Here is a 12,030-nt window from a genome sequence, read left to right as displayed (position 1 = left end):
AGAGATGGCTTGCCTTGCGCTGGTGGCACAGGTTGGGAGCGCGTGGATCAGGCGTCCAATCTCAACAAGCAAGATGCGGCGTCACCGTTTGAAGCGGCACATTGCGCGGTGAGAATGGCCTTGTCCGTGTCAGCGGTTCTGACGGTGGCGATGGCCGGGGGCAGGTGGGGTTTCAGGGGGGCCGGCGAAACATTGAGCGTTGTCCATCCAGGTCTGTGCAATGTCGCCGTGCACCCGTAGTGCGGTATCCGCCAATGCACGGGTCTGGGTCACCACGGCAGCGAAATCCGCGGCGCTGCCGGTGATGGTGCTGTCTTCCTCGCCAAAGATCCAAACTGCGCCCGACGGTGCGGCGAGGGTCAGTTTCGGCACTGTGGTTGGAGCTGCCAAATTATGCACCTGATGAGACCATGCAAAGGTGTTCACACCAAGGATAACGATGTTTTTGATGCGGTCACCTTCGACGCGGGTTTGTCCCAGTAAGTCAAAGATTTCAAAGCCGTGTGCCCAAGTTTCCATTTGCCGCGCTGTCATTGACGAGCGTGCCGACATCGATGGGCCAACCCAAGGCAGGCGTGTTTTAGGGTCCATATCGCGCCAGCGTGCTGCAATGTCGCGTGCGGTTTCAATCCAAAGACTGCGCAGGGCTGCCCCGCGTTCTGTGATCGTGTCGTTTTCAAAGACGCGCAGTGAACCGGTTTGTTTTAAGGACGCCATGGCGCCGCCCGTGCGTGCCACAAAGGCGGCCTCATCAGAGGCGGACAGATCTGCGCTGGTGTTCCAAAAATGCAGATGGATTAGAACATCCTCTATGGTCCACCCCTTGAATTGCGTGGTTTGGCGCAGCTCGCTGTCTGACAGAGACGCTATGGCGGTGTGTAGAATTTCGGACTCTGCAAGGAAGTCATCGGCCTGTGTGAGCATCATGTGGGGACCTTTCGCGTGAAATTCGGGCGTCTATTGCGTGCTGTTGAACCGCTTGGACGTGGATGTACAAAAGGGCGCGGTCGCCAAAGGTGCTGCGCACACGGCAGCCCGATTTTGAGCAAACCGTGGGGTGCTTGGTGTGATTTGAATGCATAAAGACACTGCACGATCCTCCTCCTTGGCGATCCCGATTTGTGGCAGCATGGGACGGAGCGCTCCGGGCATCAATAGAGCGTTGCCGTTACGTGACGTGCACAGCTTGTTTGCATGCGGGAACACCGATAGACTGAGCCATATGCAACACGTTGATCTGCAAGAAGATATCGATAGCATTATTGGCTGCGGCCCGATCAAGGTCTGGTCGGTGGTTGTGACGGTGTTGGGAGACGTTTTGCAGGCTCATACCGAGTGGGTGATTGGTCCCGTTTTGGATCAGCTTGTTGGTCGAATGGGTATCAATAATCAAGCTCTGCGCGTGGCGCTGCACCGGTTGCGCCGCGACGGTTGGGTGGAAACGCAAAAGAGGGGACGTTTGTCCGCGCATCGATTGACGGCGGAGGCGTGGGCAGAAGCAGAATTGGTGCGGCCTCAAATCTATGGCGACCCGGCGCAGCCCACGGATTTGGTGACGTTGGCAATTGGCGCACCCAGTATTGCGATACACGATTTTGAAGCAGAGGTGCCAGCCGGGGCGGCGATCTTTGCGCCGCGGTGTGCGCTTGTTGCCGGCAGCATGCGCAGCACAGAGGCCTGTTTGGTGAGTCAGTTTGCACCTGACCGTTTGCCACCATGGGTGGTGGAGGCCCTTGCACCTAAGATTCTGTGTGCAGAGTATGATGAGCTGTCCGCTGCGGTGGGGCGCGTGTTGTCACATACATCACCAGACGATATCTGGGCGCGCAGCGCCCTGCGGTTGGCTGTGGTTCACCATTGGCGCCGATTGCGATTGCGACATGGCACTGTACAGGACATCGTGTTGCCCTCAGATTGGGAAGGGGCGCGGGCGCAACGGTTGGTAAAACAGGCGCTTGCGCGTTTGGAACGGCCCCAGATTTCTGTTTTGGAAAGTGCGCTGGACAGTGCTTAGGTGGAGTGGTTTGTTACGTTTCTGAAGAACAACTTGGATGGCAGGTCGTTGAGAACAGCATGACGTGTACCGTCAGAGACAGAAGTTTCCGCATCGGCGGCAATGTGACATGACAGATGGTCTGCCAAAGTTGCAGGTCGTGCCAGAAGGTGACGCGCGTCGCGTTGAGCTGTCTGGCGCTTTGGTGACCGAGCATCTGGCGGCTTTAGAAATCCCGTTTGCACAAGTTGACCCCAATGGTTCCCCGGTTCGCATTGATCTAAGCGCCTTGTCGGTGATCGATACCGGCGGCGCCTGGATGGTGGCGCAGTTGCGCGCGCGGCTGTTGGAGGCGGGCAGTGCGGTCGACATCGCCGGAGGGGCTGCGGATCACATCGCGCTGATCGACACGGTGGCGGCAGCGACACCGCAAGAGGAGCCGGAAGATGTCGAGGCGGCGCATAGATGGACTTGGGTTGAAGCGCTGGGTGAAAGCGTTGTCAGCGGGTACCAGAGTGTCTTGTCATTTATAAGTTTTCTAGGACAGACCATTGCCGGAATAGTCGGGGAATTGGCGCGCCCTCATAAGCTGAGATGGGCGTCTTTGGTCACACATATGCAGGACGTTGGGCTGAGCGCGGTACCGATTGTGGCCTTGATGGGGTTTCTGATTGGCGTGGTGCTTGGTTTTCAGGGCGCAAGCCAATTGCAGCAATTTGGGGCCGAGGTGTTTGTGGTCGAGCTGATCTCGATTTCGATACTGCGGGAGCTGGGTATTTTGCTAACCGCCATCATTGTGGCGGGGCGATCTGGCTCTGCCTTCACCGCCTCGGTTGGCTCGATGAAAGTGCAGCAGGAAGTTGATGCGATGCAGACGTTGGGGTTGGACCCGATCCGCGTGCTGGTGGTGCCACGGGTGTTGGCGTTGTTGATCATGCTGCCATTGCTGGGGTTTGTCGCCAATCTGTTTGGCCTGTTCGGTGGCGCGTTGATGAGCTGGTTCAGTCTGGATGTGAGCCCCGGCATGTTTATCACACGGCTGCACGATACGACGGATGTGAAACATTTGCTGGTGGGCATGATCAAAGCGCCGTTCTTTGCGCTGATGATTGGGGTTGTTGCGTGTTGGCAGGCGTTTCAAGTGCAGGGCAGTTCAACCAGCGTTGGACGACGGACCACTCAGAGCGTGGTGCAAGGCATTTTTCTGGTCATTGCAATTGACGCGCTGTTTTCGATCTTCTTTGCGCAGTTGGGGGTGTGAGCATGAGCGAAACTCCTGAACGTGAGGCGGTGATCAAAGTGCGGGGGCTGCGCAATCAGTTTGGTCCGCAAGTGGTGCATGACAATCTGGATTTGGATGTTTGGCGCGGCGAAGTGCTGGGTATTGTTGGCGGTTCTGGTACCGGGAAGTCGGTTCTGTTGCGCACAATTGTGGGGCTCAACCGACCGGCGGCGGGCAGCATTGAGGTGTTGGGCACGGATGTGCTGCATGCGCCAGAAAGCGAACGGCGCAAAGTTGAAACGCGCTGGGGGGTGGCGTTTCAGGATGGCGCTTTGTTTTCCAGCCTGACCGTTTTGCAAAACGTAATGGCGCCGATGCGCGAACATTTGAAGCTGTCACCCACTTTGATGAAAGAGCTTGGCGGGCTGAAGGTCAGCCTTGTGGGTCTGCCGCATTTTGCCTGTGGAAAGCTGCCAAGTGAGCTGTCAGGTGGGATGCGCAAACGCGCTGCGCTGGCGCGTGCTTTGGCGCTGGACCCGCAGATTGTGTTTTTGGACGAACCCACAGCTGGGCTCGATCCAATTGGGGCTGCTGCTTATGATGATTTGATCGGTGAGCTTCAGCGGGCGTTGGGCATTACAGTGTTTATGGTTACCCATGATCTGGACAGCCTATATGCCATCTGTGATCGCATTGCGGTGCTTGCTGAGAAGCGGGTTCTGGTAGAAGGTCCGATAGAGACAATGACAGCGGTCGATCACCCTTGGGTGCAAGAGTATTTTACCGGACCACGGGCGCGGGCCGCACAGGTCAAGAAGACGGGAGAAGCATAGGTCATGGAGACACGGGCCAACTACCTGTTGATTGGGGTGTTCGCGCTGATCGGGCTGATCGGGTCATTTGGCTTTGTGCTGTGGCTCGCAAAGATCGATTTGGAGCGGCAATACGCCTATTACGATGTGCTTTTTGAAAATGTCAGTGGCCTTGGGATGGCGGGTGGTGTGCGCTACAATGGCCTTCCAGTTGGTCAGGTTGTCATGCTGGAACTGGATGAAGATGATCCCTCAATGGTGCGGGTGCGCATCGAGGTTGGATCTGACACGCCGGTGAAAGTTGACACGGTGGCCAAGCTTCAGGGGCAGGGTGTGACCGGTGTGAGTTTTGTGGCGCTGTCAGGGGGGACGCCCACGGCTGCGGCGATGAAGCAATACGGTGAAATCAAGACCGAGCCGAGTGCGTTGCAATCGGTGATCGAAGGTGCACCAGAGTTGATGGAAAAGGCCATTGGCCTTTTGGAAAACCTTCAAGGGGTGGTGAGTGACGAGAACACTGCCGCGGTCAGCGAATTGATTGGCAATTTGAGCAGTGCCTCCGGACGCTTGGATCGCACCTTGGCAGAGTTTGAAACCCTATCGCAGGATGTGGGCAGTGCAGCCAAGGAAATTGCGGCCTTCACGACACGGCTTGAAGCGCTTTCTGATACGGCTGAGGAGACCTTGACCGAAGCCACTTCGGCTTTGGGATCGATAAAAGAAGCGGCGGATCGCACGGAAGGCACGTTGAAGAACGCCGAAAGCGCATTTGCAACAGCTGACGGGCTTATGCAGGAAGATCTGAAGGCGTTTATTCAGCGTGGCGCTGATGCGGCGGCGGCGCTTGAGAATGTGGTGAACGTGTTGGAGCCCTCAGCGCTGTCGGCGATGCAATCGGCCCAGACGTTGATCGAACAGCGACTGCCTGATCTGGCGCAGCAGGTGCAGGACACAGCTGCTGCTATGGAGACACAGGTGTCTCAGGTGGGCACGGATGCCTCCAGCCTAATGGCGCGCTACGAAGAAGTTGGCACGTCGCTACAGGCGCGCATGACTCAGGCGGAAAGCACAATTTCGGCGATTGAAACTGCGACCAATGCTGCGACGGAGACCCTAAAGTCGGTGCGCGCCGCCTCTGATACAGCCAATACGGTGATGACCAGTGATATCCAGCCGCTTGCTGGTGAAGCCACAGCTGCGTTGAGCACGGTTCAACAACTGGCGACCACAAAGGTCAGTCCGTTGATTGATCAGGCCAACGAGACGCTGGTGGCGATTGAAGGTGGTGTGGGTACGTTGACGGATCAAGGCACAGAGATGCTGGCAGTGGCAACGGCACGTTTGACTGAGGCGCGTGGCACGCTTGAGAATTTCAACGAGGCGTTGGAGTTGTCTGATGAAATGCTGCGGTCTTTGGATGCCACAGCTGATAGCGTGACGGCGCTTGTGGATGGGGACGGGCGTGATTTGATTGTCGACGCACGTGCTGCAGCGGCAAGTGCACGCAGCGCCTTGGACACCATGCGCACCACGATTGATGAGTCTTTGCCAAACGTCGTGGCAGATATCACTGCGGCGGCGCAATCGGCCAATACGATGATTGGCAATGTGGATACGCTGGCCGTGAATGCCACAGCGGATTTGGATACGCTGTCAGATCAAGGGCGTGCGGCATTGACGGCGGCAATTGACACATTTCAGCGCTCCAACACGACGCTGGAGGCCATTTACCAAGCGATGGAAACGGCGGATGGCACTTTGGTGGCCGCAGAGAAGACCTTCACAGGTGTGAATGAGATTTTGGACGAAGATGTCGACCAAATTGTTACGGACATTGGCAAAGCTGTTGCTGCTGTGTCGTCGACTGTTTCCGAGGTGTCCGATGATCTTGGGTTGGCATCAAATGAGGTTTTGGCAGCATCACAATCCGCGGCGAATTTGATTGGCACCATTGATGGTGTGGTGGCAAGCAATGAGCGGCACGTGTCAGAGTTCTTGCGGGTTGGCCTGCCGGAGACTGTTCGGTTTGTGGAGGAAGCGCGCTTCCTCGTGCAGAATTTGGATCGGTTGGTTGAGCGCTTGAGGCGTGATCCAGCTCGTTTTCTTTTAGGTACTCAAGGTTCGGAGTTTAGCCGATGACACGATGGATGTGGGGCGGTGTGTTGACCGCGTGTTTGGCGATTTCAGGGTGCTCGGGACTTGGCACGCTCAGTCGTGCAACGGCGCCGACAGACCTCTATACGTTGACGCCCAAAAGCACGTTTAGCAGTGGGTTGCCACGGATAAGCCAACAGTTGTTGGTGTCCGAACCGACCGCTTCTTCCGCTGTGAATACAGATCAGGTGGCGGTTCAGCCGACCCCCTATCAGTTTGAGTATTTGCCACGCGCGCGTTGGGTCGATCGTGCGCCTGTGATGCTGCAAACATTGTTGATTGAGAGCTATGAGAACAGTGGCAAGGTGGCCGCTGTGGGGCGTTCTTCGGTTGGGTTGCGTCCAGACTATTTGATTGTGAGTGAGTTGCGCGAGTTTCAAGCGCGCATACCGAAAGTGGAGACCGAAGAGGTCGCGCTTGAGGTGCATGTGATGCTGAATATGAAGATCGTCGACAATTTTGATGACCGCATCATTGGCTCCAAATCGTTTGAAGAAATTCTGTATGCGCCGTCTGACGACATGGATGATGTGGTGCTGGTGTTTGACAATGCGCTGGGCAAGGCGATGCGCAAGTCGGTGGAGTGGAGCGTGAAAACGATCTACAGCCACCAACAACGCAACCCACGGCCCGATGTGCGGTAGCCTTAAGCGTCTACAGTTATGGGTTCGCCTCGTGCGTGGCGCGCGACAAAGGAGATGTGATGTGTTGATGGTCTACGCTTTGACGTGGTTGGGGGTGATTGCTGCACAGGTGGCACCCGGACCCAATTTGGCGGCGGTGGCCTCGGTTGGTTTGGCGCAAGGGCGCAGGCCTGCGCTCTTTGTGGTGACAGGCATCGCCTCTGGCATGTTTGTCTGGTCGCTGGCGACATCCTTGGGCTTGGGTGCGCTGATTGAGGCGTTTCCGCTGTCACTTGTTCTGCTGAAGGTTTTGGGCGGCGGGTATCTGTTGTTCTTGGGATTGAAAGCTGCCCGGGCCACGATCAAAGGCGGCGGAGGCACAGCAATCAAACCGGACGCGCAGTCTTTGACGGATGTGGAGGCTTGGAAACGAGGCACTTTGGTGGTGCTGACCAATCCCAAGGCGGTGCTGATGTGGGCGGCTGTGGCCTCTTTCATGTTTGGCCAAGGACTGAGCGCGTGGCATGTGCTGGCCTTTGGACCGATGGGCGCGTTTTCAGGGCTGGTGGTCTACGGCATCTATGCGCTTTTGTTCTCCACCGGTGCGGCGATGCGCGGCTATGCCCGTTTTGCGCGCTGGTTTGAAGGCGTGTTTGCGGCGGCCTTTGGTGCGATGGGGGCAAGCCTGCTGTGGAGCGGGTTGCGGGACATGCGCAATTGATCTCGTTCAACATGGTTGCAACCGAGGCACCGATTTGAGTTCGGATACCCGCGACATACAAGAGCAACTCCGTCGGCGATTTGCTGCGCCTCTTAGCGAAACTCCGACGTTTCACAAGGTTGGTATCTCGCAGTCCTCATTGGATGGAGTGTTACCGTTAAACGGGTTGCGGCATCCTGTGACTAATGGTGTTTCAGGATGGTACATCTATGGTGGTCTGGCGTTTTCTCAAGCCCCTGATTTCTTCATGCCAATGCATGTTTCGCATCTAAAAGAGCGATGCCCACTTGCTTTGAAGTTCTTGCTTTTGCCGCCGGGTTGGAGGTTTTTGACGGACGGTGATTATGAAGATATTTGGTTTGATGAGGCGTTGCTAATTGACGGAGAATAGAACTCTTGGTGACAAGTCCGCATAGAAAAGGCGCCCCGAGAGGCGCCTTTTGTTTGTGATTAGGAGTGACCCTTAAAGGCTCGCGTCTAGCGCGGCCAAGATCGCGTCGCCCATCTCGGTGGTGGACACTGGTGTCTCACCTTCTGACTGCATCAGGTCTGCGGTGCGCACACCGTCCGCCAGCACTTTTTCTACGGCAGCTTCGAGGCGGTCTGCTTCGGCACCTTCATTGAAGGAGTAGCGTAGCGCCATGGCAAAAGAGAGGACGCAAGCGCATGGGTTGGCTTTGCCCTGACCTGTGATGTCTGGGGCAGAACCGTGTACGGGTTCGTACATGGCTTTGGGGCGACCGTTGTCCATGGGTGCGCCAAGGGAGGCTGATGGCAACATGCCCAGCGAGCCGGTCAGCATGGCCGCACAATCTGAGAGGATGTCGCCAAACAGGTTGTCGGTGTAAATCACGTCAAACTGTTTTGGTGCACGTACCAGCTGCATCGCGCCGTTGTCGGCATACATGTGGGACAGTTCGACTTCTGGGTAGTCTTTGGAGACTTCGGTCACCACGTCGCGCCACAGGATGCCGCTTTCCATCACGTTGGCTTTTTCCATCGAGCAGAGACGTTTGTCGCGCACCATGGCCAATTCAAACGCCGCACGTGCGCCGCGTTCAATTTCGCTTTCGGTGTAGCGCTGGGTGTTGATGCCAACGCGCTCGTTGCCTTCTTCAAAGATACCGCGTGGCTCCCCGAAGTAGACGCCACCCGTCAACTCACGCACGATCATGATGTCCAGACCGGACACCAGCTCGGTTTTCAGGGAGGAGAAATCGGCCAATGCGTCAAAACACTGCGCAGGACGCAGGTTGGCAAAGAGATCCATTTCTTTTCGCAGGCGCAGCAGGCCGCGCTCTGGCTTTACCGAGAAGTCCAGATCGTCATATTTTGGGCCACCCACAGCACCAAGCAGAACTGCGTCCACTTCTTGCGCTTTCGCCATGGTGTCGTCGTGCAGGGGCACGCCGTGTTTGTCGTAAGCGGCGCCGCCCACAAGGTCTTCGCTCACGTCAAATTTCAAGCCGCGCTTGTCGCCGAACCAGCTGATAACACGCTGAACTTCGGTCATGACTTCGGGGCCGATGCCGTCGCCGGCGAGGATGAGAAGCGAAGGGGTGCTCATGGGGTGTTGTCCTTGATCAAATTGGTTGGCTACGCCCTACCGATCTGTGGGCAAAAGATCAAGAAACAAAGGGTTTTAATGCCTGCTCCAGAAGAGACCAGACGCGAGAAATGCGAGGGGTGTGGCGCAGACTTTCATGTGCGGTGAGCCAGACAGATAAATCCGGCAGTGGAAAGTCGATGGGGATTTCTTCGATTCCCGGGGTCTTGCGGGCGATGTTGGCCTGACAAAACCCGATACCGCACCCCGCGCGCACCAACTCCCAATAGGCGGTTTGATTGTCGCAACGCACGGCAAACCAATCGCGGCTGGCGGGAATGCCCATGGTGCGCATTTCACGAATGATGTCGTCATTGGCGTCGTAGCCAACAATGTCGTGGTTTGGCAAATCTTCAGCCCCAGTAGGGCGGCCTTTACGGGCGATGTAGCTTTCTGCGGCAAACATGCCCAGCTCAATGTTGCCGAGGTATTTGGTGATCATATCGAGCTGCTTTGGGCGATACATGCGCACGGCAATGTCAGCCTCGCGAAAGAGCAGGTTTTCCGATTGATCCGAAGGAACAAGGTCGATTTGAATCTGGGGTTCCTTGGTGCGCAGCTCTGCGAGCATCGCGGGAAGCGCGTGATGGGCCATAAAGACGGAAGTGGCGATGCGCACAGTGCCTGCCAAGTCTGTTTCATCCCCCGCCGCCGCCAGTGCAAGATCGGCCATCGCCGCAGACATGCGTTGTGCCGGACCCAGCAAGGACCGGCCAGTGTCCGTCAGCTCAAAGCCACGAGCGTGGCGGTGAAACACCTCTACGTTCAGTGTGTCCTCCAGCGTTTTGATATGGCGGCCTAGGGTGGGCTGAGACGCGTTTAGATGTCGCGCGGCCGCAGACAAAGACCCGGTTTGCGCCACAGCAAGAAAGGATTGGATCAGAGACCAATCGAGATCAGAGAGAGACTTATCCATTCATTTATGAATGTCAAAAGTTTGATTTTGGTCAATACCTATTTGTATTCGGATGGGTCAAGTTGTGGAGGTGACGCCAGCCAGAAGGAGACAATCAATGGCCGAGACAGTTTTGATTTTGGGTTCAAACGGGCGCTTCGGGCGCCATGCAGCGGAAGCTTTTGCCAAAGCTGGTTGGGTGGTGCAGCGCTTTGATCGTAGCAAAGATGTGCTCAGAGAGGCAGTGCATGGGGTTCAGGTGATCGTGAATGCTTGGAACCCGGCGTACCCGGATTGGGAATCCCAAGTGCCAAAGCTGCATGCGGAGGTGATTGATGCGGCAAAAACGGTGGACGCGACCGTGATAGTTCCGGGCAATGTCTATGTGTTTGGCGCGGGGACGCCTAGCCCGTGGGGCGTGACAACCGCGCATCAGGCGCGCAATCCGCTTGGGCAAATTCGGCGCGACATGGAGCAGGCTTATCGAGACAGTGGCGTGCGCACGATTGTTCTGCGGTCCGGTGATTTCATTGACACAAAGGCGTCCGGCAATTGGTTTGATATGATCATGGCCAAGAAAATTTCGCGCAGCTTGTTCACCTATCCGGGGCGGCGCGACGTCGAACACGCATGGGCCTATTTGCCTGATGTGTGCCGCGCGGCAGTGGGATTGGCTGAAAAACGCACCGAGCTTAACCGGTTTGAGGATATCTGTTTTGCTGGATACACGTTGACCGGGGATGAATTGATACAGGCGCTGGAGGCTGTTTTAGGGCGGTCGATCAAAGTACGGACAATGCCATGGTGGGCCCTGAAACTGGCGGCCCCATTTTGGAAGCTCGCTCCGTTTCTGCTTGAGATGCGCTATCTGTGGAACACGCCGCATCGATTGGATGGAGCGCGGTTTGAGGCTGTTTTACCCGGATTTAAGCACACTGAGCTGCATGTTGCGTTGGCCTCTGCGCTACCAGATGAGATTGGCCGATCTCAAAAATCGATGTCAGCCCAAACCATATGATGGCGACTGGCGGGCGTGTCTTTGAAGGTCAGTAGAGACTGCAATGGATCAGAGGGTTGGGGCCAGAACACCCCAGCCGCTTTGACTGTCAGGTCGGCGCTGGGCAGGAGGTAGTCTACACGTAGGTCGCCCGGTGTGGGCTCGCGCCAATCGACTGTTGGCCCCGCTGTGGCATGTGGGTCTTGTAGGCGGGGGTCAGAGAGCAGTTGCTGAATTGCTTTATGGCGACCCTCCCCCCGGTCGGGATCGAGGTTGGCGCCACCCATTAAGGCAAAGGGCACATCGGGGGGGGAGCCAAGTTTGCCATCCAGAACGTGTGACCAGAGGCGGATTTCATCTGCATTTCGCAGGCCGTTGAGGTCTTCGGGGCCGTCAAACACCGGCGGGCCAGCAGCAAACAGCATTAGGGTCAGTGTCCGGTTGGGATGGTTGACTGGGAGTATCCAATGGCCCGTTGAGGACAGACGTTGGGCGGCCTGAGCTGCCTCAGACGGGAATGGCTTGCCATCAACATATGGCAGCTTCGCCTCCGGTAGGTCACGCCACAGTAAGCGCGTGAAGTCCTGCGCCTCGCCGAAGGGCCAGCGCGACAGAATCAGCATACCGGAGGCGCCGCGAAACCGGCCAAAGCCCTGTGCATCGGACGCTTTGTGGGTCCGGCCATCGCCGTTCATGTCGAGCCCTGTCGGGAGACCAGTGTTGGGAGTGAGGGCAAAGATGTGCGGATAGTGGAGGCCATTTCCGGTGAAATGATCACGCAGCGCCGATGCGCCCAACAAGTCGGCGTCGTAATCCACGCCCTGTAAAAACAGCACATCCGGCGCGAGGTGGGTGACCACCTGGGTGATTGCTTTGATCTGCGGATCGGCGCGGGAAATGTCACGCAGCATGAGGCCGGGGCCTTTGCGCGACAGTTCAACATCATAGGTGGCGACGCGGACGGTTTCAGCGTGGCTCAGGTTGGCAGAAGCAAAGAGGGCGCCGAA

General features: G+C 56.9%; 12 protein-coding genes. 8 read left to right on the top strand and 4 right to left on the bottom strand.

Features of this window, described 5'->3' with window-relative positions; all coding sequences use genetic code 11:
- Positions 1–129: 129 nt before the first annotated feature.
- Positions 130–927, bottom strand: coding sequence for a TIGR03084 family metal-binding protein (locus ABWV47_RS09445; RefSeq protein WP_353311069.1), 798 nt, complete (start codon positions 925–927; stop codon positions 130–132).
- A gap of 148 nt (positions 928–1,075) precedes the next feature.
- Here ABWV47_RS09445 and ABWV47_RS09440 point away from each other — a divergent pair, with 148 nt between their 5' ends.
- The 7 genes from ABWV47_RS09440 to ABWV47_RS09410 all read left to right on the top strand — a co-directional run bounded on the left by ABWV47_RS09440 (position 1,076) and on the right by ABWV47_RS09410 (position 7,916).
- Positions 1,076–2,014, top strand: a complete 939-nt coding sequence (locus tag ABWV47_RS09440; RefSeq protein WP_353311067.1) for a PaaX family transcriptional regulator C-terminal domain-containing protein — start codon at positions 1,076–1,078, stop codon at positions 2,012–2,014.
- Positions 2,015–2,123: 109 nt separating this feature from the next.
- The gene (locus tag ABWV47_RS09435) at positions 2,124–3,254 is read left to right on the top strand and encodes an ABC transporter permease (RefSeq protein ID WP_353311065.1); all 1,131 of its coding nucleotides are present in this window, start codon (positions 2,124–2,126) and stop codon (positions 3,252–3,254) included.
- Positions 3,255–3,256: 2 nt separating this feature from the next.
- A complete protein-coding gene (locus ABWV47_RS09430; protein ID WP_353311063.1) occupies positions 3,257–4,048 on the top strand; it encodes an ABC transporter ATP-binding protein in 792 nt (263 codons plus the stop codon).
- Positions 4,049–4,051: 3 nt separating this feature from the next.
- Entirely contained in the window at positions 4,052–6,166 is a 2,115-nt protein-coding gene (locus tag ABWV47_RS09425; protein WP_353311061.1) for an MlaD family protein, read from the top strand.
- A complete protein-coding gene (locus ABWV47_RS09420) occupies positions 6,163–6,825 on the top strand; it encodes an ABC-type transport auxiliary lipoprotein family protein (RefSeq protein WP_353311059.1) in 663 nt (220 codons plus the stop codon). Before ABWV47_RS09425 ends, ABWV47_RS09420 begins: the two co-directional genes overlap by 4 nt.
- A 67-nt stretch (positions 6,826–6,892) precedes the next feature.
- Positions 6,893–7,525, top strand: a complete 633-nt coding sequence (locus ABWV47_RS09415) for a LysE family translocator (protein WP_353312074.1) — start codon at positions 6,893–6,895, stop codon at positions 7,523–7,525.
- 34 nt (positions 7,526–7,559) lie between these two features.
- On the top strand, positions 7,560–7,916 hold the full coding sequence (locus tag ABWV47_RS09410; RefSeq protein WP_353311057.1) for an immunity protein Imm33 domain-containing protein: 357 nt from the start codon (positions 7,560–7,562) through the stop codon (positions 7,914–7,916).
- Between the two features lie 72 nt (positions 7,917–7,988).
- Here ABWV47_RS09410 and leuB read toward each other — a convergent pair whose 3' ends face one another.
- Both leuB and ABWV47_RS09400 read right to left on the bottom strand, forming a co-directional pair.
- Positions 7,989–9,092, bottom strand: a complete 1,104-nt coding sequence (gene leuB, locus ABWV47_RS09405) for a 3-isopropylmalate dehydrogenase (RefSeq protein ID WP_353311055.1) — start codon at positions 9,090–9,092, stop codon at positions 7,989–7,991.
- A 58-nt stretch (positions 9,093–9,150) separates the two neighbouring features.
- Positions 9,151–10,047 (bottom strand): LysR family transcriptional regulator, encoded by an 897-nt coding sequence (locus ABWV47_RS09400; protein ID WP_353311053.1) that lies wholly within the window; start codon positions 10,045–10,047, stop codon positions 9,151–9,153.
- A 97-nt stretch (positions 10,048–10,144) separates the two neighbouring features.
- On the opposite strand from ABWV47_RS09400, the gene ABWV47_RS09395 reads away from it, so the two are divergent.
- Positions 10,145–11,044 carry a Rossmann-fold NAD(P)-binding domain-containing protein gene (locus tag ABWV47_RS09395; RefSeq protein ID WP_353311051.1) on the top strand — a complete coding sequence of 300 codons (900 nt, stop codon included), beginning with the start codon at positions 10,145–10,147 and terminating at the stop codon, positions 11,042–11,044.
- Here ABWV47_RS09395 and ABWV47_RS09390 read toward each other — a convergent pair.
- Positions 11,014–11,934: an endonuclease/exonuclease/phosphatase family protein gene (locus ABWV47_RS09390; protein ID WP_353311049.1), complete on the bottom strand. Its 921-nt coding sequence runs from the start codon at positions 11,932–11,934 to the stop codon at positions 11,014–11,016. The genes ABWV47_RS09395 and ABWV47_RS09390 overlap by 31 nt on opposite strands.
- Between the last annotated feature and the right edge of the window lie 96 nt (positions 11,935–12,030).

Source organism: Shimia sp. NS0008-38b, from assembly GCF_040370365.1.
Classification (GTDB): Bacteria; Pseudomonadota; Alphaproteobacteria; order Rhodobacterales; family Rhodobacteraceae; genus Shimia.
Note: the sequence above shows the minus strand (reverse complement) of the source record. Positions and strands in the feature narration are given on the sequence as shown.

What these genes read in the sequence shown, in the direction of transcription:
- leuB (WP_353311055.1), bottom strand. Translation starts at nt 9,092, where the DNA reads ATGAGCACCCCTTCGCTTCTCATCCTCGCCGGCGACGGCATCGGCCCC.
- ABWV47_RS09435 (WP_353311065.1), top strand. Translation starts at nt 2,124, where the DNA reads ATGACAGATGGTCTGCCAAAGTTGCAGGTCGTGCCAGAAGGTGACGCG.
- ABWV47_RS09415 (WP_353312074.1), top strand. Translation starts at nt 6,893, where the DNA reads ATGGTCTACGCTTTGACGTGGTTGGGGGTGATTGCTGCACAGGTGGCA.
- ABWV47_RS09430 (WP_353311063.1), top strand. Translation starts at nt 3,257, where the DNA reads ATGAGCGAAACTCCTGAACGTGAGGCGGTGATCAAAGTGCGGGGGCTG.
- ABWV47_RS09420 (WP_353311059.1), top strand. Translation starts at nt 6,163, where the DNA reads ATGACACGATGGATGTGGGGCGGTGTGTTGACCGCGTGTTTGGCGATT.
- ABWV47_RS09395 (WP_353311051.1), top strand. Translation starts at nt 10,145, where the DNA reads ATGGCCGAGACAGTTTTGATTTTGGGTTCAAACGGGCGCTTCGGGCGC.
- ABWV47_RS09400 (WP_353311053.1), bottom strand. Translation starts at nt 10,047, where the DNA reads ATGGATAAGTCTCTCTCTGATCTCGATTGGTCTCTGATCCAATCCTTT.
- ABWV47_RS09445 (WP_353311069.1), bottom strand. Translation starts at nt 927, where the DNA reads ATGATGCTCACACAGGCCGATGACTTCCTTGCAGAGTCCGAAATTCTA.
- ABWV47_RS09440 (WP_353311067.1), top strand. Translation starts at nt 1,076, where the DNA reads ATGCATAAAGACACTGCACGATCCTCCTCCTTGGCGATCCCGATTTGT.
- ABWV47_RS09390 (WP_353311049.1), bottom strand. Translation starts at nt 11,934, where the DNA reads ATGCTGCGTGACATTTCCCGCGCCGATCCGCAGATCAAAGCAATCACC.
- ABWV47_RS09425 (WP_353311061.1), top strand. Translation starts at nt 4,052, where the DNA reads ATGGAGACACGGGCCAACTACCTGTTGATTGGGGTGTTCGCGCTGATC.